General features: G+C 66.9%; 22 protein-coding genes. 10 read left to right on the forward strand and 12 right to left on the reverse strand.

Features of this window, described 5'->3' with window-relative positions; all coding sequences use genetic code 11:
• Positions 1–114: 114 nt before the first annotated feature.
• The 3 genes from ACWF5H_RS00660 (at position 115) to ACWF5H_RS00670 (ending at position 2,497) form a co-directional block, all read left to right on the forward strand.
• Positions 115–324 carry a dodecin gene (locus ACWF5H_RS00660; protein ID WP_127513153.1) on the forward strand — a complete coding sequence of 70 codons (210 nt, stop codon included), beginning with the start codon at positions 115–117 and terminating at the stop codon, positions 322–324.
• Between the two features lie 128 nt (positions 325–452).
• Positions 453–854, forward strand: a complete 402-nt coding sequence (locus tag ACWF5H_RS00665; RefSeq protein ID WP_452034186.1) for an ArsR/SmtB family transcription factor — start codon at positions 453–455, stop codon at positions 852–854.
• 5 nt (positions 855–859) lie between these two features.
• Positions 860–2,497 carry a SulP family inorganic anion transporter gene (locus tag ACWF5H_RS00670; RefSeq protein WP_452034187.1) on the forward strand — a complete coding sequence of 546 codons (1,638 nt, stop codon included), beginning with the start codon at positions 860–862 and terminating at the stop codon, positions 2,495–2,497.
• Positions 2,498–2,526: 29 nt separating this feature from the next.
• Here the strand turns inward: ACWF5H_RS00670 and ACWF5H_RS00675 are convergent, their stop codons facing one another.
• Genes ACWF5H_RS00675 through ACWF5H_RS00685 form a run of 3 tightly spaced genes read right to left on the reverse strand, consistent with a single transcriptional unit; the run spans position 2,527 to position 4,919 of the window.
• A complete protein-coding gene (locus ACWF5H_RS00675) occupies positions 2,527–3,036 on the reverse strand; it encodes a hypothetical protein (protein ID WP_452034188.1) in 510 nt (169 codons plus the stop codon).
• Positions 3,037–3,063: 27 nt separating this feature from the next.
• Positions 3,064–4,185 (reverse strand): glycerate kinase, encoded by a 1,122-nt coding sequence (locus tag ACWF5H_RS00680; protein WP_452034189.1) that lies wholly within the window; start codon positions 4,183–4,185, stop codon positions 3,064–3,066.
• Entirely contained in the window at positions 4,182–4,919 is a 738-nt protein-coding gene (locus ACWF5H_RS00685; protein WP_452035293.1) for a glycerophosphodiester phosphodiesterase, read from the reverse strand. The genes ACWF5H_RS00680 and ACWF5H_RS00685 overlap by 4 nt, the downstream gene beginning before the upstream one ends.
• Positions 4,920–5,033: 114 nt before the next feature.
• Here ACWF5H_RS00685 and ACWF5H_RS00690 point away from each other — a divergent pair, with 114 nt between their 5' ends.
• Complete coding sequence (locus ACWF5H_RS00690; protein WP_452034190.1) at positions 5,034–5,696, forward strand: hypothetical protein; 663 nt, start codon at positions 5,034–5,036, stop codon at positions 5,694–5,696.
• A gap of 9 nt (positions 5,697–5,705) precedes the next feature.
• Here ACWF5H_RS00690 and ACWF5H_RS00695 read toward each other — a convergent pair whose 3' ends face one another.
• The 5 genes from ACWF5H_RS00695 to ACWF5H_RS00715 all read right to left on the reverse strand — a co-directional run bounded on the left by ACWF5H_RS00695 (position 5,706) and on the right by ACWF5H_RS00715 (position 12,163).
• The gene (locus ACWF5H_RS00695; RefSeq protein ID WP_452034191.1) at positions 5,706–6,542 is read right to left on the reverse strand and encodes an HAD family hydrolase; all 837 of its coding nucleotides are present in this window, start codon (positions 6,540–6,542) and stop codon (positions 5,706–5,708) included.
• A gap of 39 nt (positions 6,543–6,581) precedes the next feature.
• Positions 6,582–7,496, reverse strand: a complete 915-nt coding sequence (locus ACWF5H_RS00700) for a carbohydrate kinase family protein (protein ID WP_452034192.1) — start codon at positions 7,494–7,496, stop codon at positions 6,582–6,584.
• Positions 7,497–7,537: 41 nt separating this feature from the next.
• Positions 7,538–8,380, reverse strand: a complete 843-nt coding sequence (locus ACWF5H_RS00705; RefSeq protein ID WP_452034193.1) for an alpha/beta hydrolase — start codon at positions 8,378–8,380, stop codon at positions 7,538–7,540.
• A 24-nt stretch (positions 8,381–8,404) separates the two neighbouring features.
• Positions 8,405–9,484, reverse strand: a complete 1,080-nt coding sequence (locus ACWF5H_RS00710) for a LacI family DNA-binding transcriptional regulator (RefSeq protein ID WP_364651758.1) — start codon at positions 9,482–9,484, stop codon at positions 8,405–8,407.
• A 135-nt stretch (positions 9,485–9,619) separates the two neighbouring features.
• Positions 9,620–12,163 carry an ATP-dependent DNA ligase gene (locus ACWF5H_RS00715; RefSeq protein ID WP_452034194.1) on the reverse strand — a complete coding sequence of 848 codons (2,544 nt, stop codon included), beginning with the start codon at positions 12,161–12,163 and terminating at the stop codon, positions 9,620–9,622.
• 82 nt (positions 12,164–12,245) lie between these two features.
• On the opposite strand from ACWF5H_RS00715, the gene ku reads away from it, so the two are divergent.
• On the forward strand, positions 12,246–13,103 hold the full coding sequence (gene ku / locus ACWF5H_RS00720; protein WP_452034195.1) for a non-homologous end joining protein Ku: 858 nt from the start codon (positions 12,246–12,248) through the stop codon (positions 13,101–13,103).
• A gap of 134 nt (positions 13,104–13,237) precedes the next feature.
• Here the strand turns inward: ku and ACWF5H_RS00725 are convergent, their stop codons facing one another.
• Positions 13,238–13,480 carry a DUF2630 family protein gene (locus tag ACWF5H_RS00725; protein ID WP_364651764.1) on the reverse strand — a complete coding sequence of 81 codons (243 nt, stop codon included), beginning with the start codon at positions 13,478–13,480 and terminating at the stop codon, positions 13,238–13,240.
• Between the two features lie 138 nt (positions 13,481–13,618).
• Between ACWF5H_RS00725 and ACWF5H_RS00730 the strand changes: the two genes are divergently transcribed.
• Together ACWF5H_RS00730 and ACWF5H_RS00735 are read left to right on the forward strand one after the other, a co-directional pair.
• On the forward strand, positions 13,619–14,092 hold the full coding sequence (locus tag ACWF5H_RS00730; protein WP_452034197.1) for a MarR family winged helix-turn-helix transcriptional regulator: 474 nt from the start codon (positions 13,619–13,621) through the stop codon (positions 14,090–14,092).
• Positions 14,093–14,192: 100 nt separating this feature from the next.
• Entirely contained in the window at positions 14,193–15,668 is a 1,476-nt protein-coding gene (locus ACWF5H_RS00735) for an MDR family MFS transporter (protein ID WP_452034198.1), read from the forward strand.
• Between the two features lie 96 nt (positions 15,669–15,764).
• Here ACWF5H_RS00735 and ACWF5H_RS00740 read toward each other — a convergent pair whose 3' ends face one another.
• The gene (locus ACWF5H_RS00740; RefSeq protein WP_452034199.1) at positions 15,765–17,378 is read right to left on the reverse strand and encodes an MFS transporter; all 1,614 of its coding nucleotides are present in this window, start codon (positions 17,376–17,378) and stop codon (positions 15,765–15,767) included.
• A gap of 291 nt (positions 17,379–17,669) precedes the next feature.
• Between ACWF5H_RS00740 and ACWF5H_RS00745 the strand changes: the two genes are divergently transcribed.
• Positions 17,670–18,260, forward strand: a complete 591-nt coding sequence (locus ACWF5H_RS00745; protein WP_364651774.1) for a TetR/AcrR family transcriptional regulator — start codon at positions 17,670–17,672, stop codon at positions 18,258–18,260.
• Positions 18,261–18,311: 51 nt separating this feature from the next.
• Here the strand turns inward: ACWF5H_RS00745 and ACWF5H_RS00750 are convergent, their stop codons facing one another.
• A complete protein-coding gene (locus tag ACWF5H_RS00750; protein WP_452034200.1) occupies positions 18,312–18,878 on the reverse strand; it encodes a cysteine hydrolase family protein in 567 nt (188 codons plus the stop codon).
• Positions 18,879–19,054: 176 nt separating this feature from the next.
• On the opposite strand from ACWF5H_RS00750, the gene pstS reads away from it, so the two are divergent.
• Positions 19,055–20,170: a phosphate ABC transporter substrate-binding protein PstS gene (gene pstS, locus ACWF5H_RS00755; protein WP_452034201.1), complete on the forward strand. Its 1,116-nt coding sequence runs from the start codon at positions 19,055–19,057 to the stop codon at positions 20,168–20,170.
• A 37-nt stretch (positions 20,171–20,207) separates the two neighbouring features.
• On the opposite strand, the gene ACWF5H_RS00760 is transcribed toward pstS, so the two are convergent.
• Entirely contained in the window at positions 20,208–20,912 is a 705-nt protein-coding gene (locus ACWF5H_RS00760) for an SRPBCC family protein (protein ID WP_452034203.1), read from the reverse strand.
• 227 nt (positions 20,913–21,139) lie between these two features.
• On the opposite strand from ACWF5H_RS00760, the gene ACWF5H_RS00765 reads away from it, so the two are divergent.
• Complete coding sequence (locus tag ACWF5H_RS00765; RefSeq protein WP_452034205.1) at positions 21,140–22,813, forward strand: NERD domain-containing protein; 1,674 nt, start codon at positions 21,140–21,142, stop codon at positions 22,811–22,813.
• Positions 22,814–22,832 lie beyond the last annotated feature (19 nt).

Consider the following 22,832-nt stretch of genomic DNA (forward strand, 5'->3'; position numbering starts at 1 on the left):
TGGCTGCGCCGCCCTGCTTCCGTGTCGTCCGGACCTAGACCGGGGGAAGGCCCGCCGCTAGCGTTGCTGACATCCTCGGGGAGTCCACCCCGGGAACGTCCGCAAGGAGGAAGCATGGCCAACCACGTTTACAACGTCACGGAGATTGTGGGAACGTCGCCGGATGGCATCGACGCCGCGGTGTCCAACGCCATCGCCGAAGCATCCAAGACGTTGCGCAACCTCGACTGGTTCGAGGTGAAGTCCGTACGCGGCCACCTCAACGAGGGCAAGGTCTCGGACTGGCAGGTGACCATCAAGCTCGGCTTCCGGCACGAAAGCTAGCCCGGGCCTCGACGAGGACTTCCGGCGGCCAACGTGGAGGATCCCCTTCGCTGCGGCGCCGGCTGTCCCGGGGACTCTGGACCGCTATATGATGAAATCCTAAAGTAGTAAACTGCTAAAGGAATACCGTGGACCGCTTTCCCGCTGCCGATGCCCCGCTGTACGAAGTCAAGGCGAATCTGTTCAAAGGACTTTCCCACCCGGTGAGGATCCGAGTGCTGGAACTGCTCGCAGATTCGGCTGAAGTAACCGTGACCGATCTGATGCACGGCACGCATCAGGAAGCGTCTAATTTGTCCCAGCATCTAGCCGTGCTGCGGCGGCACAACCTGGTTTTGGCCGAGCGGCGCGGCGTTCAGGTCTTCTACCGACTGGCCTATCCCCAAGTAGCCGACTTGCTGACCGTTGCACGCAGCCTGCTGCAGCAACTCCTGCACACCACCACGCAGCAACTGGCCGGCTTCGGCCCGCCGGTCGGCGAGTCAGCCGCAACAGCAGGAGCCGCCACAGAATCGGCGCCCTTAAGGTGAAAGCTGTGAAGGGAGCCGCTGCCCTGCTGCCCGGCGCCGCCGATTACGCCCAGCTGCCGCGCACGTGGAAAAACGACCTCATGGCCGGCATCACGGTCGGCATTGTTGCCCTGCCGCTGGCGCTGGCTTTCGGCGTTAGCTCAGGCGCGGGCGCCGCCTCCGGTCTGATCACCGCTGTCATCGCCGGCATCGTCGCCGCTGTTTTCGGCGGCTCCAACATCCAGGTGTCCGGTCCCACCGGAGCCATGGTCGTAGTGCTGGCGCCGGTCATCGCCAGCCACGGCATTTCCTCGCTGGCCGTAGTGACCCTGATGGCGGGCCTCATGGTACTCGTGGCCGGCGTGCTGAAGCTCGGCCGCGCGGTCAGCTTCATCCCCTGGCCGGTGATCGAGGGCTTTACGCTGGGCATCGCCGTCATTATTTTCCTGCAGCAAGTCCCGGCTGCCTTCGGGACCGAACCCGGCCCGAGCACGAACGCGGCAGTCTCCGCGGTCCAGGCACTGGGCACCGCAACCCTGGCCGGCATGTTCTGGCCCATCGTCCTCGTGCTGGTCGTGGCTGCCATCATGCTGGGGGCACCCAAAATCCATCCCCAGCTGCCCGGTTCGATCATCGGCATCGTCGTCGCCACCCTGGTGGCCCAGCTGGCCGGGCTGGAGGTCGCCCGGATCGGCGCCCTGCCCAGTGCCCTGCCGGCCCCGTCCCTGCCGTCCATCGATCCGGCCTTGGTCGCCGCACTGGCCGGACCGGCCGTGACCATCGCGGCACTGGCCGCCATCGAGTCATTGCTCTCTGCCCGGGTCGCCGCCTCCATCTCAGACACCGGGCCCTACGACGCGGACCGCGAACTGGTGGGGCAGGGCCTGGCCTCGCTGGCCTCCGGTTTCTTTGGCGGCATGCCGGCCACCGGCGCCATAGCCCGGACCGCCGTCAATATCCGGGCCGGAGCACGTACCCGGGCCTCCGCCATCGTGCATTCGCTGGTGTTGCTGGGCGTGGTCTATTTTGCCACCGGGCCGGTCTCGCAGATCCCGCTGGCGGCGCTGTCCGGCGTCCTGATGGTGACCGCCTTCCGGATGGTCTCCGCCAGCACCCTGCGCAGCGTGCTGGGCTCCACCCGGGCGGACAGCACGGTCTTCATCGTCACCGCGATCATTACCGTGTCCTTCGACTTGATCCAGGCCGTGGTCATCGGCATCGTCGTGGCGGCGTTCTTTGCCCTCCGGTCGCTGGTCAATTCCAGCGGCGTGCACCGGGAGGAAATCCCCGGTCCGGCGCAGGACGGTGATGAGCAGATCGCGGTATTCCGGCTGGACGGCGCCCTGTTCTTCGGTGTGGCGGACCGCGTCTTGGAGCGCGCTGGCGCCATCCGTAACGTGCAGGTGGTGATCATCCGGATGTCCCAGCTGCAGATCCTCGACGCCACCGGGGCGAAAGTCATTGCCGATCTGGTCACTGCCTTGGAGCGCCGGGGCATCACCGTGCTCATCAAGGGTATTCAGGACCGGCACCTGCAGTTGGCCCGCCGGGTGGGCGTCCTGGAGTCGCTACGGCACCACAAGCATCTGTTCGGCGAACTGGACGCCGCGGTAGAGCATGCCCGCAGCCATGTCCGGCGCAACCGCGAGCCGCAACAGCCCTAGCCCGGCAGCCTCAGCCGCCGGCGGCTTAGTCACTGGCCGGGCGCGGGGCCCGCTGCCTTCCTGTCAGCGGCCGCGGCGCGGAAGGCGAACACGGTGGACGCGATCGTCAGCGCCACCGCGATGATGCCGCACGGGTTGCACAGCGCGGTGGACATCCCCAGGGCGGACGGACCGGCCAGCAGCGACATGACGGAGGTACCGTCTCCGGCCCCGCCGCCGAAGTCCGGAACGGTGAATCCAAAGGCGATCGCCGCCAGCCAGGCGAGGGCCGGTGCCACCGCTGCCCGCACCGGAAGCAGCACGCCCCGGCGCGCCGCCTCGGCCAGCTTGATGCCGGTCAGCAACAGCAGCACCAGCAGCGCCGGGCCCAGGCTGATGCCCAGCCACAGCACCATCTGGCCGCCGATCCCGAACAGCGCCCGTCCCGCCACCACCCAGAGCGGCACCAGCACCGCCATCGGAAGGGCCAGCCAGAGAACGAGGGAGGGAAGGAAGCGCTGACGCACCGCCGCAGCGGACGGGACCAAGGTACTGCTCATGCCCTCATGATAGGTCTGGCCGCTGGCTCAGGCCCCTTCGAGGGCCTGCTGCGTGGCCAACGTGACATAGCGCGCGGCGTGCGCCATCGCCTGCTCCTCGCCGCGGGCCGCCTCCACCAGGCTGGCGGCCGCATGCACGCCGTATTCCGCCAGCTTGTCCGGCGCCAGGCTGATCTGGCCAGCAACCACGACGGCGGGGATTCCCCGTGCGTGGGCGCGTCCGGCCACGCCCAGCGGCACCTTGCCGAACTCCGATTGCCGGTCCAACGAGCCCTCGCCGGTCAGCACCAGGTCGGCATCGGCCAGCGCCGCGTCCAGCCCCACGAGGTCTGCGACAACATCGAAGCCCCGCTCCACGCGGACATCGGCCAGCGCCATGAAGCCGGACGGAAAGCCGCCCGCCGCCCCGGCACCTTCTACGTTCACGTCGCGGCCTGTTGCCTGCAGCAGCAGCTGCGACCAGCGCTGCAGCGCTTCGTCCAGCAGCCGGCGCGAGACCGCATCGGCCCCCTTCTGTTCACCGAAGACGTGCGCGGCGCCGTCCGGGCCGTACAGGGGATTGACCACATCAGCCGCAATCCGGATGATGGTCGCAGTCAACCGCGGGTCCAAGCCGGCTGCATCCAAGAGCTCGGCCGTAGCCAAGGCGGCACCGCCGAGCAGCACTTCGGCGCCGCCGTCGTTGTAAATGCTCAGGCCGAGGGCACGCAGGGCGCCGGAGCCGCCGTCGGTCATGGCGGAGCCGCCGACGCCCAGCACGATTTCGGTGGCGCCGGCGTTCAGGGCCGCCTCGATCAACTGGCCGCTGCCGTAGGAATGGGCCGCCAGTGCCGACTGCACACTCGGTTCGGTGAGCAGCAGTCCGGAAGCGCGCGCGGTCTCGATCACCGCGATTTTGCGATCCGGCCGTTCAAACATCGCCCAGGACGCGGTCACTTCCCGGTCCAAGGGTCCGACGACGCGGTCGGTGTGCTCCGTCGCGCCGGCGGCCAGAGCGGCCTCCAAGGTGCCTTCGCCGCCGTCGGCCAGGGGAAGCAACTGCACGTGGGCATCCGGATAGACACGCAGCACGCCGTCGGCCATTGCGCTGGCAGCCTCGGCCGCAGAGAGCGTTCCCTTGAACTTGTCCGGTGCAATCAAGACCTTCATGTTGTCTCCCTCTGCGGCCAGTTGCCGCGTTCGGCCATGACGTCGGCCAGGATGTCGGCACGGTCGGAGATCAATCCGTCCACGCCGAGTGCCAGCAGCCGCTGCATTTCGGCGCGCTCGTTGATGGTCCACACATGCACCTGGAGGCCGGCGCGGTGGCACCGCCGCACGAATCCTTCCGTAAGGACCGTGACCCGGCCGTACTTCACCGGCACCTGCACGGCGTGCACCCGAAGCAGCCGGGCCAGCGGTTTGGCCAGCCCCACGAAGCCCAGCAGATAAATTCCTGCGGTGGCATACACGCCGGCCGAGCCCGCGACCGGCTGGCGAAGCCCTCGGAGCACACGGAAGCGCCGGCGGTCCGAGAATGACGCCACCAGTACGCGGTCATGCGCCCCATAGGCCTCGATCAGCCGGGCCAGCTCGTCCGCCGCGGCCATGTCCTTCACATCCACGTTGAGGCATACATCCGGCCATGCGGCCAGCAGCTCCTCGAAGGTGGGAATCGGCTCCCCGGAGATCCGCAACTGCGCCAACTGTCCGGCCGTGTGCGCGGTGAGTTCGCCACGCCCGTCGGTGGTGCGTTCCAGCGTTGGATCGTGGAACGCCATCAGGACGCCGTCGCGGGTGGTCCTGACGTCGGTTTCCAGGTAGCGGAAGCCCAATTCGACGGCGGCGCGGAAGGCGGCCATCGAGTTTTCCTGCCCCGCCAAGGAAAAGCCACGGTGGGACATTGCCAGCGGCCGGTTCTGCCCGGACCCGGGAAACGTAGGATTGAAGTACGGGCTGGCGCTGCTCACATCCGGTACTCTACCGGCCCGCCCGCCGTTGCCGACCAGGAGGAACCCATGCGCATTGCCCTTGTGCAGGCCACCGGGCTGCACGGCGACGGTGCTGTGCTGCGCAGCCGGCGCTGGCTGGAACAAGCTGCCGGCCGGAGCGCCCAACTGCTGGTGCTCCCCTCGGGTTTCGCACCGGGCTTCCGCCGCGAGCTGGGCGTGCTTGCCGCGCGCCACGGTGTGGCGGTAGCCGCCGGCAGCGACACCGAACTCTGGCTGCTGGACGCCGCCGGCGAGCTACAGGCCTGCACGGCCTCCGCCGCTGTGGTGCCGCTGAACGGGCGCCTGATGTGCCTGGCGACCGAGGACGAAGCCGGTGCGGCCGCCTGCGGCGCCGACCGATCGCGCCGCCGACTGGTTTCCGACGAGGGCGCCCAACTGCTGCTGGTGCCCGGTGGAAGCGCGGGGCGTGACGGCTGGTTCCGTGCACTGGCCCGGCGCGGCGGACCTGCGCCGGCGGTGGCGTGGAACGGCCCGGGCCACAGCTTCATTACCGCGCCGGGCGCCGGCATTTCCGCCGAGGCCGGCCTGTTTGAAGAGTTGATTTGCGCGGACGTGGACCTGCCCGCGAGGCAACGGACCGTGGGCCCCAGCTGGTTTGCCCGACGGTATCTTTCCGAAGGCCCGGACGCCGGCCTGCAGGCGGCGGTTGGAGCCGGCCTCGGCTCCTGAGCCAAGGAATCAGGCGGTGGCCAACGGTCCCCGCGGTGTCTGCGGACGGCCCGCCAACCGGTCCTCGATCACTTGGGCAACGCCGTCGTCATGAAAAGCCGGAGCACGGAACGGAGCCGCTTCGAGAGCCCGCCGATGTCCGGAGGCCATGGCGTACCCCGCCCCGGCCCACTGCAGCATCTCGATGTCGTTCGGCATGTCGCCGAAGGCCACCACGTCCAGGGGGTCGATGCCCAGCGACCCCGCGTACTCGGCCAGGGTGACCGCCTTGTTGACTCCCGGCCGGGCCATTTCCAGCAGCGGGTTGCCCGGCGCCGAATGCGTAACGGCCGCGAGATGGCCCACCGCCGGGCCAACTTCCGCCAGGAAATCGTCCGGGTCCAGGTCGATTCCGCGGGCCAATAGCTTCACCACCGCATCGGAGCGGCGCAGGCTCTCCGGCAGCAGCTTGGGCACGATGCCGTCCAGCAGCTCCACCGTGCCTGGCTGGAGAAAGCCCGGTTCCAGGTGAAAGCCCTCGGTGGTTTCCGCCGCGAAAGTCGCCGACGGGTGCAGGCGCAGGATGATGCGGCGCACGTCGAGGATGTTCTGGTACGGCAGCGCCTGTGCCGAGAGAACCTGGCCGGACTCCAGGTCATAGACCACGGCGCCGTTGGAGCAGATCACCCGGCCGCGGTGGCCGATCTGCTCGGCCAGCGGGGTGAGCCAGCGCGGCGGACGGCCGGTCACAAAGACAATTTCGACGCCGGCGGCCGCGGCGCTGCGGAAGGCACAGACGGTGCGGGGGCTGATTTTCCCGTCCCGGCCGATGATGGTTCCGTCCAGGTCGCTGGCGATAAGGCGCATTGCACCAGTCTAGGGACGAAGCGGCCGCCGGACGCCGGGCTAGCCCAACTCGTCCCGATGCGGCGGGTTGGCCCCTGCCCTGGATACCGTGATGGCTGCGGATCGGGCGGCGTGGACCATCAGGTCTTCCAGCGTGGAGGTGGCCATGTCCCGCAGCCTCTCCCGCCGCGCGGAGCCGGAAAACCCTGCCGCCAGCAGGGCATCGAGCAGCCCGGACATATAGGCGTCGCCGGCTCCCACGCTGTCTACCACGGGCACCGCCGGAGCGGCGACCTGGGCCGATCCGGCGCGGACCACTCCCCAGCTGCCCTTGGCCCCGTGCGTGACTACCACTACGGCCGGCCCTTGCTTTAGCCAGTCCCGTGCCGTCTCTTCTACGGTGCGGTCCGGGTACAGCCACTCCAGGTCTTCGTTGGAGGCCTTGACCACGTCCGCCAGCACCATGAACTTTTCGGCTTGGCGGCGGGCAAAGTCCCGGTCGGTGATCAGCGTGGGCCGGCAGTTCGGGTCGTAGCTGACCAGGGCCCTGGGGTGCGCCCGCTGCACGGTCCGGAACACCTTGTGCGCGCCGGGTTCCAGCATGGTGGCGATCGAGCCGGTGTGCAGCCAGACCGTCTCATCGAGGAGGCGGGGCCGGACCTGCTCGAGCTCCGGCAGTTCCCAGAGCAGGTCAAACGAGTAGCGGGCGGCACCGGTGGGATCCAGGCTGGCGGTGGCGGTGCTGGTGGGCGAGGCATCCGGGTCCAGCGGCACCAGCACGGAGTTGCGGCGCAGATGGCCGTGGATTAGGTCCCCGTACTGGTCCCTGCCGTACCGGCCGACGAACTGGACGGCATGGCCCAACCTCGCCATCCCCACCGCCACGTTCATCGGGCTTCCGCCGACATGCGCACGGGGCGGCCTGGTGTCGGACCGGACCACGTCCACCAGCGCCTCGCCTATGACCGTGAGCACACTGCCAAGGTAGCAGAGCAGCGCCGGTTGCGGCAGCGGCGTCAGCCCAGCAGCTCCAGCACCTGCCGGATTCGGGCAAAGGCCGTCGAGGCAGGATCGATCAGGTCGAAGTGGTCCCCGGGAACGATGATCAGTTCGGCCTCGCCGCCTGCCGCGTGGGCGGCGGCCACATAGCGCTCCGACAGCTCCTGCGGCACGTCCGCATCCTGCTCCGCGTGGAAGGCGTAGACCGGCACCGGCAGCGGCAGGTTCCGGAGCGGGTCTGCCAGCCGGTAGGGATCAGATCCATCCGGGCCGGCGCCCTCCGGTCCGGTGTCTTCCCCGCCAAGCCCTAGTGCGGGGCCCGCCGCAGCCCTTCCCCGGTGGCGGCCCAGCAGGTTCTCCACCGCGCCGCCGCTCAGGCCCAACTCATGCGCGCGCGCCAGGTCCAGCACACCGGACTGGCTGAGCACGGCATCAAACTGCACGCGCGGAGCCGCCCCGGGCACGCTCAGTCCAAGGGTTCCCGCCGGCAGCCGGCCCCGCCCGGCGGCCCACACCGCCAGCTGCCCGCCCGCCGAATGGCCCAACCCCACCACGTGGTCGGCGGCGAATCCCAGCCGTTGCGCAATGATGGCGAGGTGGTCGATGCCGGAGGCAACGTCGTCGAACGTTTCCGGCCAGCCGCCGCCGTTGCCCGCCCGGCGATACTCGACGTTCCAACAGATCCAGCCGCGCCCGGCCAGGTCCGCCGCCAACGGCCGTGCCAACTCGGCCCCGTACGCGGCGCGCCAATAACCGCCGTGAATGAGCACGACGACGGTCGCGTACCGGCGCCGCGCAGGCAGGTAGAGCTCGGCGTACTGGCTGGGATCCGGGCCGTAGCTGTGCCGCGTGCAGTCCATCCCTGCACTCTAGTGCGGGCTCGGCTAGGGCACCCCGTTGGAAATGCTGTCGGCGGCCTCGTCTGAGCCGTCCGCGGCAGCCTCGCCGGGTGCACCGGCCACAGTGGTCCCCCGGTGGTGCAGCTTCCACGGCGCCGGAACCAGGCGTCCATTGGTCGGCGTACGCCCCTCCAATCGGTCGATCAGCAGGTCCACCACGGTGCCCACCAGTGGATCCGGGCCAACCGAACTCAACGGTGGATCGGAGTGGTGACCCAGGTCAGAGGTCTCTACCCCGATGATTTCCACGTCCTCCGGGATCCGGAGGTCGGCCGCAGTAACGGAACCGGAGACGCACAGTGCCTCCAGATCCGCGGTGGTGAAGAACGCCGTGGGCGGATCGGCCAGCTTCAGGAGCTCGCCTGTCACCTCGTACGACTCACGCCACGATCCGTGCGTTGCCCGGACCAGGTTCTCGTCCAGTTCGACGCCGAGGTCGGCCATGGCCTGCCGGAACAGCCCCAGCCGGGTACCCCGGGGACCCGGGGCCGGCCCGCCGCGGTGCAGCACCGCGATGCGGCTATGCCTGGCGGCCAAGTACGCGGCCGCCTGCGCGATGCCCGCTTCGGCGTCAACGGAGACCACATCGAAGCCGTCCGGCTGCTGGAACTGCGACACCACCACTTGCGCCACGCCGCGGTCCGCGAGGTCGCGCAGGGTGTGGTCTTCCTCCGGCGTTTCGGTGCTGAAGCCCAAAATGGCGCCGTCTGCGCCGCCGGAGAGCATGAAGTTCCGCCAGGCCTCCTGGCCCAGCAGGACCACCACCCGGTAGCCGTGTTCCGGAAGCACTCGGTTGGCTACCTCTGCCAACTGCCGGTCCCAAGCCGAATCCAGGTTTTCCACCACGACGGCGACCGTGTCCGTCCGGCCGCGCCGCATGCCGCGTGCCGCGTGGTTTGGCACGTAGCCCAGCGACTTGGCGGCCTCCACCACCCTGGCTTTGGTCGGCTCGCTGATCCGGGTTGAACCCCCATGCCGGCCGGACAAAACATAAGACACCGTTGCCAGCGAGACTCCTGCCCGCTCGGCGACGTCGCGAATAGTCGGCTTAAATGAACTCCCCATGAGGTTCTGCCTTCTTCCCCAAGAAACATCCCCCGGAAACTTCCCCCTGAAGTTCCTCTGGGTAAAGACTAACGATTCATCCGCAGAATGATAGGGGTTCGGTGCAAAAACTTTTAAGCTTCCGGGGCCGTCCGGTCAGGGCTGGAGTTGCGGGATTTCGACGACGACGTCCGACGGTTTCTTATCCGGCCGAAAGCCACGCCAGACCGGATGCCGCAGCTTCCCGGCCTCGGTACGTTCACTGAACTGCACCTCGCCGACCAGCGCGGGCCGGACCCAGTGCGCGTCCGAGGCATCCGCCGCCGGCACGCCTTCCAGGGGCGGGGTCTTGCGGGACATCTTCTTCAGCCGGGATCCAATCTCGGCCAGCTCCCGCTCGGTCAGGCCGGAACCGACGCGGCCAAGGTAGCTCAATTCCACGCCGTCGGGCACGGCCACCAGCAAGGAGCCGACTTTCCGCGCGCGGGAACCCTTACCCGGCCGCCAGCCCACAATGACCACTTCCTGGGTCAGCAGGTGCTTGATCTTGATCCAACTCCTTGTCCGTAGGCCCGGCGCGTAGGTGCTGTCCGTCCGCTTGGCAATAATCCCTTCCAGACCGACCTCCCGGCTGGCTGCAACGGCTTCTTCCACGGCGGCGTCCAGTTCCGGCGGAACCTGGATGTGTCCGTCCTCGGGCGCTTCCACCGCTTCCTTGAGGATTTCGCGCCGTTGGGAGTATTCCAGCCCAAGCGTTGCCGTTCCGTCCAATTCCAGCAAATCAAAGAGGAAATACTCCACCGGATACTTTTTCGCGGCCCGCTCAATATCGGCCGTCTTCACCAGATTCATCCGGTTCTGGAGTCTGCCGAAGTCCGGCCGGCCCTTGGCGTCGAGCGCGACGATTTCGCCATCCAGCACCGCAGTCTGGGCCAGTACGTGATCCGGCAGGTCCGAGAGCTCCGGATAGGTCTTGGTCATATCCTGGCCGTTGCGGCTGATCAATCGCACGTCGCCCTCCGCCACGACGGCGACGGCGCGGATCCCGTCCCACTTCATCTCATACGCCCAGCCGTCGTCCTCGTCGATGGAGGCCTCCGTACCCTGGACCGCGAGCATGGGCTTGACCGGCTGCGGCATACCAGCATTCCACGGCGCAGGTTCGGCGCCGGCCGGCGTCGCCGTCCCACTGGCGACTCTCTGGTCATTCTTGTCCTTGTCCTTCGACGGTGCGTTCTGCACCGTACCGGCTTCAGGGCGGGGCTGGTCCTTCATCAGGTGCATCAGCCAGTTGCTCTTGCCGCCCTCGCCGCCGGTGTGGATCAAGGCGTACCGGCGCGCGCCGGCGGGACCGCCGTCGTTGGCCAAACCGCCCTCCGGGCGGCCATGCAGCACCACAATGACTTCCTTGCCGTCGCGCCACTTCTCCACCTCATAAGTGCCGCTGTCCCAGATGTTCATCACCCCGGCGCCGTATTCGCCTTTGGGGATGGTGCCCTCGAAGGTGGCGTATTCCATCGGGTGGTCCTCGGTCTGGACGGCCAGATGGTTTTTGCCCGCCGTAACCGGAGGTCCCTTGGGCACGGCCCAGGACGCCAGCACCCCGTTATGCTCCAGCCGCACGTCGTAGTGCAGGCGGCGCGCGTGGTGCTCCTGGATCACGAAGACCGGTTGGTCCGCATCCCGCGGGGCGATGGCCGCCGGCACCGGTTCGGGTGTCCGGTCCGGATCGCGCATGGAACGATAGACGCTGAGCCGGTCGGCCGCCGGCGCCGCGGCCAGCGACTCCTCGTCGGCGCTGCCGCCGGCCATGCCGGAGAGCGGGTCGCCGATCTGCTTGACCCGCTCCAGCACTTGCCGGAAGTCCAGATGGGTGAGGTCCGGGTCCTGCAGCTCCTGCCAGGTCCTGGGCACCGCCACGGTGGGATGCGGCCGGCCACGCAGCGAGTACGGGGCAATGGTGGTCTTGGCCCAGTTGTTCTGGCTCCAGTCCACCAGCACCTTGCCCTGGCGCAGCGACTTCTTCATGTCGCTGACCACCAGGTCCGGGTGGTCGGCCTCCAGCAGGCGGGCCAGTTCGTGGGCCACCTGGCTGACCTCGTCGGATGTCTGCTTGCCGTCCAGCCCGGCGTAGAGATGGATCCCCTTGGAGCCGGACGTGACCGGCCTCGGGTCAAGCCCCATCCCCTCCAGGATGTCCTTGATCAGGAATGCTACCTCGACGCACTCCGGCAGCCCGGCGCCCTCGCCCGGATCCAGGTCCAGCACCATCCGGTCCGGGTTGTTGATTTTGCCGCGCGGGCCGAACTTCCATTGCGGAACGTGAATTTCCAGGGCGGCAATCTGGGCCAGCCAGGTCAGGGTGGCCCGGTCATTGGCCAGTGGGTAGACGTTGGTATTGCTCTTATGTTCAATAGCGTGACGCTTGACCCAGTCGGGCGCCGACTTGTCCAGGTTCTTCTGGAAAAAGACCTGGCCCGGTTCCGCCGCGGTGCCCACTCCGTGGACCCACCGCTTGCGGGTGACCGGCCGGTCGGCCGCATGCGGAATCAGGTACTGGGCAATCTCGGAGTAATAGGCAATGACCTCCGCCTTGGTGGTCCCGGTCTCCGGATACAGCACCTTGTCCAGGTTGGTGAGCCTGAGCCGGTGTCCATCAACGGTGACGGTCTCCTGCTGGCTGGATTTCCGGGTGGGCATACCGCCAGTCTGTCCGCCGCCTGACCGATTGGCTAGTGGCTTGCCTCTGGCTTTGTACTGCCCGCGGGTGTTCACTAGTGCCATGAGAGCCATCTGGAAGGGAGCCGTGGCCTTCGGGCTGGTCAACGTGCCGGTCAAGCTGTACAGCGCCACCGAAGACCACGATGTGAGCCTGCACCAGGTCCATGACAAGGACGGCGGCCGCATCCGGTACCAGCGCCGCTGCGAGGTCTGCGGCAAGACGGTCGACTACCAGAACATCGACAAAGCGTACGACGACGGCGAGCACACGGTGGTGATCACCGACGAGGATTTCAAGTCGCTGCCGGTAGAAAAGAGCCGCGAAATCGAAGTGGTCGAGTTCGTGCCGAGCGAGCAGATCGATCCGATCATGTTCGACCGCAGCTACTACCTGGAGCCGGATTCGAAGTCCTCCAAGGCCTACGTGCTGTTGCGCAAGACGCTCGAGGAAACTGACCGCACGGCCATCGTGCAGTTCGCGCTGCGGCAAAAAACCCGGCTGGCCGCGCTGCGCGTCCGCGGCAAGGTCCTGATGCTCCAGACCCTGCTATGGGAGGACGAAGTGCGGGAGGCCAGTTTCCCGTCCTTGGAAGAGACGGTACGGATCTCCGCCAAAGAGAAGGAAATGTCGGCGGCGCTGGTGGATTCGTTTTCCTCGGACTTCACGCCCGCCGACTACACCGACGAGTATCAGGAACAACTCCGCACCCTCATCGAGGCGAAGCTGGAGCAGGGCGAGGCCCTGGACACGGAGAAGACCTTCGGCGTAGAGGAAGAGGAAGAAGGCGGCAAGGTCCTGGACCTGATGGAGGCGCTGCGCCGCAGCGTGGAGAAGAACCGCGAAGCCAAGTCCACCTCCGACTCCCCCGCCAAGAAAAAGTCCGGATCCAAGTCCTCCAAGGCGTCAAAGGGCGCCTAAGCGTTTAGCCCCCAAGCACGACGGCGCAGCGCAGCACCGGGCGCTTCAACCCGCCCTTCACCCGGCTACCAAGGGCTGTGAAGGACTCCGGTCTGCAGGCCGGGCTGATCCCGACCTCCGGGGCGCCGATCGTGTCATTGCCGGTAGTGTTCCACCTCGTCCACCGGTCGGGTTTCCGCTTCGCCGGGATCCTCGCCGGCCTTGCGCTTGGCCCGGCGCTGGCGCAGCAGGTCCCAGCACTGGTCCAACTGTTCCTCCAGACGGCGGAGTTCGGCGGCGCGGGCGGAGGCCTTGTCGGACTCGTCCGGCATGGAGTCCCGCAGTTGCTGTTCCTTCTCGACCAGCGCGTTGATGTACTTGTGGATGTCCTGGTCCATGGCACGTCCCTCCTGGCGGTAGTCACCTCAGGCTACGTCGCACGCTGCCCGCGGGCTAGGGTCCTCATCGATGGACTGGATGCGGGCTCTCAACGGCAGCCCGGCGTCCTGCCAAGCGCCGCATCTTATGCTTGTGGGATGGAGAATTCCCAGCCCGGGGCCGTGCAGGGCCAGGCCCTGGACCACCGCCGGCTTGCCGTGGCATTAATCGACATCTCGTCCGACGTGCGCCGGAAATCGCATGAAAATGCGGGGATCCCGCTGCTGCCGAACGGCATGGTGGACATCATGCGAGTGATCGAATCCCAGCCCGGTATCACCGTCGCAGAAGTCGCCGCCCGGCTGGACCGGCAATTCAGCAACGTCAGCACACAGCTCCGCGAGCTGGTTGCCCGCGGCCTGGTGACCCGCATCCGCGACGCGGCAGACAAGCGCTACGTCACACTGCACCCCACCGTGGAATCGCAGCGCATCAGGACTCTCTTGGAAACGGCATGGGCAGAGGCGCTCGGTGCTGCGGCCGCGAAGCTCCACCCCCAGGAGCAGGAGCAGCTCGCATCCAGCCTTCCGGCCCTGCAGCGCTTGGCCGCCCTGATCGGGGAACCGAGCTGAGACCGCTCAGGCCCTCTCTCCCCTTTCCGATATACTTATACTTTTGTAAGTAATACACCGGCGAAAGCCGCCACCCCTTTAAGCGACCAGAAAGGTGTCCATGAAAGACGTCCTAGAGGAGAAAGTTCCGCCCGGAGGGGTGGAGGCGGCAAGGGCCGTGGAGCCCGAGAGGGTCTCGCCCAAGCGCGTCGCCGCCGTGATCGCCGCGCTGGTGCTGTCAGCGCTGATCATGATCCTCAACGAGACCGTGCTGACCGTCGCCCTGCCTAACCTGATGGCCGATCTCGGCATCCAGGCCACCACCGCGCAGTGGCTGACCACAGGCTTCATGCTCACCATGGCGGTGGTCATTCCGACCACCGGCTTTATGCTTCAGCGCTTCACCACCAAGAGCCTCTTCGTCGCCGCGATGCTGCTGTTCATCGTGGGCACGGCGCTGGCCACCATTGCGCCAACCTTCGCGGTCCTGCTGATCGCCCGTATCGTCCAGGCCGGCGGCACCGCGATCATCTTGCCGCTGCTGATGACCACCACGCTGACATCTGTTCCGGTCCAGCACCGAGGCACGGTAATGGGCCTCAACTCCGTGGTGATTTCCGTGGCTCCGGCCATCGGCCCCACCCTGTCCGGCATCATTATCGACTCCTTGAACTGGCGCTGGGTGTTCGGGCTGATGATCCCGGTTGCCTTCATCGTGTTCCTCTTCGGCGTCTTCGCGATCAAAACCGGCAAGGAGAGCCGCAAGGCTCCGCTGGATGTCCTATCGGTCGTCCTGTCCGCCTTCGCCTTCGGCGGCATCGTGTATGCGCTCTCCTCCATTGCCGACCTACTGGAAGGGGCCTGGGCGCCGCTCGTCGCCTTCGTTGTCGGCTTTATCTCCCTGGTGCTGTTCGTCATCCGCCAGCGTGCCCTGCGCAGGACCGCGTCGGATCTGCTGGATTTGCGCCCGCTCAAGGTGCACAACTTCCGCATCTCCTTGGTCATTGTCATGATCGCCATGGCGGCCATGCTGGGCACCGTCATGGTTATGCCCATCTTCATGCAGAACGGCATGGGGCTGAGCACCCTGACCATCGGTTTGGCCCTGCTCCCGGGCGGGTTGATCCAGGGCATCGTTTCCCCGATCGTCGGCCGCGTCTATGACAAGGTCGGCCCCCGCCCCATCGTCATTCCGGGCTCGGTCCTGCTGGCCGGCGGACAGTGGCTGCTGGGCAGTGTCCACATTGACACCCCGGTCGCCCTGATCGTGGCCTTCCACACGGTGTTCTGCATCGGCATGGCCATGCTGATGACGCCGCTGATGACTGTCGCGCTGGGAGCCCTGCCGCGAGAGCAGTACGGCCACGGCAGCGCCATCATGAACACGCTGCAGCAGTTGGCCGGCGCCGCCGGCACCGCCGTGCTGATCGCGGCCATGACCATCGGCACCACCATGGCGGCCTCGAGCGGCATCGCGGACGATGTCGCCCTGGTCGACGGCGTTCGCGTCGCCTTTACGGTCGGCGGCATCCTGGGCCTCGTTGCCGTCGCCTGTGCCCCTTTCGTCCGCCGGCTGCAGGCGGAGGCAGAGCACTAAGCATTCGCTGGTCCTCCCCGTGCGACACACGGAAGCCGGTCATCCCTCAGGGGGATGGCCGGCTTCCTTATTACTGCGGGATGGGCCGCGGAGGGACTAGGCTGCGGCGTCCACTGCTTCCGCCTCCTGATCGGTCCCGCGGACACCGTGTAGCCCGAAGAAGCTAAGCAAGGCCGCGGCCAGGGCTGCAATGGCAACCACCAGGAAGGCGTGGGTGAATCCGCTGCCCAGGGCCTCAAGCGCGAACTGGCTGGCGCCCGATCCGGGAACACCCTCAGGGATGCTGTTGAGGGCGATGGGGCCGCCGGCTTCGGCGATGCCGATCGCCGGGCCCAGCTGATCCGGTGCCAGACCGGAGGTCTGCAGCGAGCCCATCAACTGGCCGCCCGCGGCGGACAGGGCGATGGCGCCTACCAGCACGGGGCCCAGGGCGAAGCCGAGGTCGCGCAGCAGGTTGGTGGTGGCGCTGGCCATGCCGGTCAGTTCCCGCGGCACCGAGTTCACGGCAACGGCAGTCATCGGGCTCAGGGTGAAGGCAAAGCCCAGCCCGACCAGCAGGGACGGCAGGATAAAGGTGGTCACGTCGCGGTTGGTCACGTCTGCGGTGGAGTTGATGAAGGCGCCCGCGCTCATGGCGAGGAATCCGAAGGTCATCAGCCAGCGAGAGGAGACCCGCGCCTGGAGCCGGGAGAGCAGCGGGATCAAGACGAACGCCGGGCCCTGCAGCAGCAGGAACAGCAGGCCGAGGTAGAGCGGGTTCTGGTGCTGCACCGGGCCCAGCCACATGCTCGTGGAGAAGCAGGCGCCCAGGAAGGCGAACATGCCGACCACGGCAACGATCGAGGCGATGGTGAATTGGCGGTTCAGGAACAGCTTCAGTTCCAGCAGCGGCGATTCCACCCGTAGTTCGATGACCACGAAGACTGCCAGCAGGACGGCACCGGCGACCAGGGCGGTCAGCACGTGGGAAGCGGTCCAGCCGTCTTCGGGACCCTGCACCAGGCCGAACAGAATCAGGATCAGGCCCAGCGCGAAGGTGATCTGTCCCCAGATGTCCAGCCGGCGCTCCCGGGCCACCTTGGCCTCGGCAGAACGCAGCGCGGTCAGCAGCAGGGCGGCAAGGCCGGTGAGCACCACGACGGCATACGCGCCGCGCCACCAGCCGAAGCCGGCGAACATTCCGCCGAGCAGGGGCGAAAAGGCCGAACCGGCGGACAGGAAGCCCGCCCAGATCGCGATGCCCCGCACCCGCTCCTGCATAGTCCGGGCAACCGACGCGACCAGTGCGAGTGACGCGGGGAAGATGGCGCCCGCGCCCAGACCATTGATGGCCGAGCCGATCCACATGGCCTGCACTGTCGGCGAAATTGCGCAGACCAGCGAACCGATCATGACCAGTACCGCACCGCCGAGGACCAGCTTGCGGTGGCCGTATTTGTCGCCCAGCACGCCGAACGTCAGCTCAAAGACCACCACCGGGATCATGAAGGCTGCCGTGATCCAGGTCAACTGGGAGCCAAACGTGTTAAAGGTCAACTGGAACTCGCCGTTCAGGGCGCCGGGCAGCGCGTTGGCAATCTGCGCCACCATGACCGCCAGCGAGGCGGCGGCCAGAGTGCCCTTGGTGCGGGCCGGCGTGGTGTCCACCGTCGGTGCCTGCGGCGGTGGATAAGACTGCGGTGACGAAGCGGTCGCCTGGCCCTGGCTCATATGGAACTCCTTGATGATGCGGAACGGGTAACACCTAGCGTGCCGGTGGTCTGAAGCTTCTTCGCGACGGGCCCACCCAGTGTGACTTGGCGCATTAGACGCTGTGATGGCGACAACACTAGTGACTCAGACAACATAGTGTCAAGTGAACGTGCGTAGCGTCGTTTTACCGCGTCAGAGTTGCGGAGGCGCGTCGTTCCGGGCGCGGCAGGCGTTTCGGCGGAGCCGCTTTCCGCGCCGCAATCGCCGCGCTGTCAGGAGCCGGCACCGCCAACGACTATCCTGTGACCCATGGCAACACTCCGCGAAGTCCAGAAACAGCAGACCAGGCAACTCCTCTTGGATACCGGTCTGGAACTCTTCGAGTCCAAGGGCTATGCGGCCACGACCATCGATGACATCGCGGCTGGTGCCGGCACCACCAGGACCACCTTCTACCTGCACTTCGCGTCGAAGGCACAATTGATGGGCGAGGTGGTCAAGACCGTGGACGCCATCCTCACCAGCGTGGATGACCCGTCCCTGTCAACCGTGGTGGAACTGGGCAAGCGTGACTTGGTCCGGACTTGGCTCAACCGCAAATTCGAACAGTGGGAGGCGACCCGCCCGTACCTCCACGCGGTCTACCAGGCGGCCCCGATGGAACCGGAAGTGGCCAAGACGTTGGAGGATTGGCTCCGCGACGTAGCCGCGGACATGACCGCCGGCCTGGACCGGGCCGACCGGTTTGATCCGGCCAGCCGGCGCATCCGGTGCGTGCTCGCCTTCGGTCAACTTGAGTACCTGTCGCAGCGGTGGATCAGGTCCGGCTGGTTCGTGGACCGCGAAACCTGCTTGGAGACACTGACGGATTCCTGGTGCCACCTGCTCTCGCAGGACTAGGCCGCTAGGACTCAGCGGGCAGGGCTAGGCCCCTAGGACTGAGCGGTCAGGCTAGCGTTCACGGGCCCCGGCCAACAGCTCAGCGATGGCGCCTCGCCCCAACACCGGCTGGCGGTATTCGTCGCTGAGGATCTGCAGCATGGAGCCGGCATATTCTTCGTTCGTCGAGGCAATGACGTCCTTGGCAAAGACCACACGGAAGTTGTGGGCGAACGCATCGGCCGCCGTCTGTGCCACGCAGTTGTGGGTGGCAACGCCCGCTAGCACCAGCCGTTCCACCCCGCCGCGGCGCAGCCGTTCGGCCAGATCGGTACCGAAAAATGCGCTGTCACGGGTCTTGACGAGGCTTTCCAGCCCTTCTGTCTGCAGCCCGGGCAGGAAGGCGGCCTGCTCGGTGTCCTCGAAGATGAAACCCTGGTCGTCGTCGAGCATGCTCAGCGTCCAGGTGGAGCGGTCCCGCCGGTGTTCGGTGCGGACCATCAGCACCGGTACTTGCGCCGCCGTCGCGGTCCTGGTCAGCAGATTCGCTGCCTCCACGACGCTTTGCTGCCGGCTGGCCAACGCAGGGTCCTCGAAGTACGCGTTCTGCAAATCGATCATCAGCACCGCAGTTTTCATGCCCTCCGCCTTCCGCCGGCCGTCATTGCCTCCATCCTGTCAGGTGTCCCGTGCACTTAGGGCGTTGACGCGCCCGCGGGCACAGGGTGTGGTGTGTAGTACAGCCCGAAAGGATTATCGATGCATTGGACGGCAGCGCCTTGGGTTCGCGCCAGCGCACCGGTACGCTGGTTCGGATGCCTGAGCTGAAACACCGCGCGGCCGCCCTAGGGGCCGCCGCCCTCATATCCTTGTCCTTGGCCGCTTGCGGTTCCGATTACCCACTGGGTCCGGCGCAAGAATCCGCCGCGGAGCAGGGCTCCTCGCTGTCCGGCACACTGACGGGCGCGGGGGCATCGTCGCAGAATGCGGCAATGGACGCATGGGTGGCCGGCTTCGGCCTGCTGCATGCCGATGCGCAGGTTCAGTACTCGCCCGACGGCTCCGGTGCCGGCCGCACCGCTTTCCTGGCCGGCGCCGTCGATTTCGCCGGCTCTGACGCTTACCTCGATGACGAGGAAGTGGAACTGTCGCGGAAGATCTGCGGCCCCGACGGCGCGTTCGACGTCCCGGCGTACATTTCACCGATCGCCGTGGCGTTCAACCTCCCGGGCATCACCGAGTTGAATCTGGACGCCGAGACCATCGCAAAAATCTTCCAGGGAGAGATCAAGTCCTGGAACGACCCGGCCATTGCACAGCACAACCCGGGCGTTGAGCTGCCCGATCTGCCGGTCACTCCAGTGAACCGCTCCGAGGACTCCGGAACCACGGAGACCTTCACCGAGTATCTCCATGCCGTCGTGCCCGATACCTGGACGGCCGAGCCGAGCGACACGTGGCCGGCAGAATTCGCCGGCGAGAACGCCCAGGGGACCACCGGCGTGGTCAGCATGGTGGCCGGCACCAAGGGCGCCGTAACCTACGCCGACGATTCCGCCGTTGGAGCCCCGCTGGGCAAGGCCAGCCTCAAAGTCGGCGATGACTTTGTGCCGGTCAGCGCCGAAGCAGCCGCCACGGCTCTGGACCAGGCCAAGCAGGTCGAGGGCAGGCCGGCGTACGATCTGGCGCTGGAGTTGGACCGGGCGACCACCGCGGCCGGGGCCTATCCGCTGATGCTGGTGTCCTACCACATCTACTGCACCACGTATGAGGACCAGAGCAAGGTGGACCTGATCAAGGCCTTCGGGCACTACGTCCTGAGCCCCGAAGGACAGGCGGACGCCGCGAAATCCGCCAAGAGTGCGCCGCTGTCCGAGGAACTGGCGCAGCGGGCCGCGGACTCCATCGACCGGATCAGCGCGCGTTCCTGACCACGGCAGCCGGTCTCGGGCGTGGGGACGGAAGCAGCTAGCTGCCTGAACCGGGGCTCTCTTCCGTAGTCCGCGGTTCGCGCAGCGCGGGGTCGTCCAGCATCGGATCGTCGGCCCACTCGCTCGGTTCGTCGTGGTCTTCCCGGGCCTGGCCCTGTTTCCTGCCGCGCAGTCTCCGGCGCTCCGCCTCGCTCAGGTCGGGATCGCGGCTGTAGGCGTAGGTGTCCTCGTTGCGGGGGATGTCCGGCTGCGAGGATTGCTTTGGCGGGAATCCGCCCGCAAAGGTCCCGCCGTAGAAGTTCTTGTCGCCCAGGTCATGGGTTTCGGATCCGCCCGACTCCACGAATTCCTTGAAGCGCCAGAGCTCGTTGCGCACTTCCCTATGGTCCGAGCCCAGAGTGGACCCTGCCTTCTCCAGCAGCGACCCCGGTTGCCAGTCGATATGGACATGCATTGACGTGGTGTCGGCGTCAACCGCTCCGAAGGTCACCGTCCCGCCGTGGCTGACGCCGCCTTCGCCGCTCCAGACAATGCGCTGCCCGGGCACTTCCTCGGTCACGGTGGTGTCGAATTCGCGCTGCGCGCCGCCCACTTTGGTGACCCAATGGTGGGTGGTGTCCGACGTGCGGATCACGGATTTCACGCCGTGCATGAAGAAGGGAAAGGACTCGAAGCGCAGCCACTCGGCGTAGACCGTCTGGGCGGGCCGGGCGATCTCGACGGTTTCATCTACAGTTGCCATGATCATCCTCAATCCGCTGAGGAACGGCGCCGCGTGCGCCGCCTTCATCAGCTGCCACTTGGCTTAACGCTACAGAACGGCCGCTGGCACGGCAACGAATTGCCACGTTTGCTGAGCATTGCACGCCGGCCTGCGCCGAAATCCTGCGGGAGACCAGCGCAGGCCGACCGACGACTTGCATTAGGTAGTCTGTGTGGTAAGCCACTGCGTTGATGTGAGGGGGAGGTATGCCGCGCTGTTTTCCGGAACAGCCTGAGTTCGGCCGGGACCGGCATGCCGAACGCGAGGTCTGGGAGGCGCTGGTGCGTACGCTGCCGCCGTCCGCCGCGCTGCTGCACTCCGTCAACATCATTGAGAACGGCACCGAGCGGGAGATCGACCTGCTCGTCATTTGGCCCGGCGTCGGCATCGCGGCGATCGAAGTCAAGGGCGGCCATGTCAGCTTCGAGTCGGGGCAGTGGTACCAGGCCAGCAACGGCCAGCAGCACCGCATCAAAGATCCGCTGGTCCAAGTCCAGGACGGCAGGCACATGCTCCAGCGCTATCTCGGCGCCCAGTTGGGGCTTGGCCGGAAGGTCCGTTTCGCCCATTTGCTGGCCTTTCCCTACACGTCCATACCCCGGCACTGGGACATCCCCGGCCTGAGGCGCGCGATGGTGATCGGCAGCCAGGACCTGAAGTATCCGGACGATGCCGTCCGGGAGGCGATCAACTTCTGCGGCGACGGCGACGGCGACACCACGCCGGACGTCGCCGAACGCATTCTGGCGCAGCTGACCCGCCCGCTGCCGGGCAACGGTGCCCTCTCCGCGGCGGCGGAGCACGAAGGGCGCGCCGAGCAGATGACCCGCGACCAGGCGGCGATCCTAGATGTGCTTAAAAACCAGCCGCGGGCACGGATCATTGGCGGTGCGGGGACGGGCAAGACGTGGCTGGCGTTGGAACAGGCCCGCCGGCTGGCCCGCGCCGGAAAGCGGGTGGCGCTGCTCTGCTACAGCCGCGGCCTGGCCCGCTACTTCGAGACGGAAACCGCTGGCTGGAAGCCGGCCGACCGCCCAGCCCACGTGGGTATGTTCCACGACCTGCCGGTGCGCTGGGGAGCGCACCATCCGCTGGATCCCCGGCTGCTGACCAACCAGTACTACGAGCATTACCTGCCCCGGACGCTCAAACGCCTGGCCAAGGTCCAGCCGCCCGCGGAGCTCTTCGACGCCATCGTGGTCGATGAAGGCCAGGACTTCGGTGCGCTCTGGTGGGAGTCCGTGCTGGTGTGCCTGAAGGATCCAGCCGCCGGTGCGTTGTATGTCTTCATGGACGACGACCAGCGGATCTTCGGCCGCGAGGGACGGCCGCCGATCGAGGCGCCGCCCTTCGTCCTGAACGAGAACCTGAGGAATACCAAGCAAATCGCTGCACTGTCCGGCGCGCTGTCCACCGAACTGGCAATCCCCCGGGGCCTCTCCGGGCCCCGGATCCGGTTGGTCGAGGCACCGGCCGGCACCGTTATTGAGCGGGCGGACGATGCGGTTAACCAGCTGATTGAACGGGAGGGCTGGGCCCCGCAGCAGGTGGCCCTGCTGACCACCAAGCGGAAGCATCCGGTTCAGCAGCAGGATGTGGATGCGCTGGGCTGGCGCGGATACTGGGACGCCTTTTTCGACGACAAGGACGTGTTCTACGGAAACGTGCTGGGTTTCAAAGGACTGGAACGGTCCGTGGTGGTGCTGGCAGTCAACGGGTTCGCTGATCCGGCGCGTGCCCGCGAGATGCTCTATGTGGGGGCCTCCCGCGCACGCAGCCTGCTGGTCATCGTCGGCGAGCGATCCGTCCTGTCCGGCATCGGCGGCCCCGCCGTCATCAAGCGGCTGACGCAGACGGAAGCCTGGCGTCCGGAGCATTAGCTGCGGACTGGCAGGCGTC

The organism is Arthrobacter sp. NPDC055138, assembly GCF_053607305.1.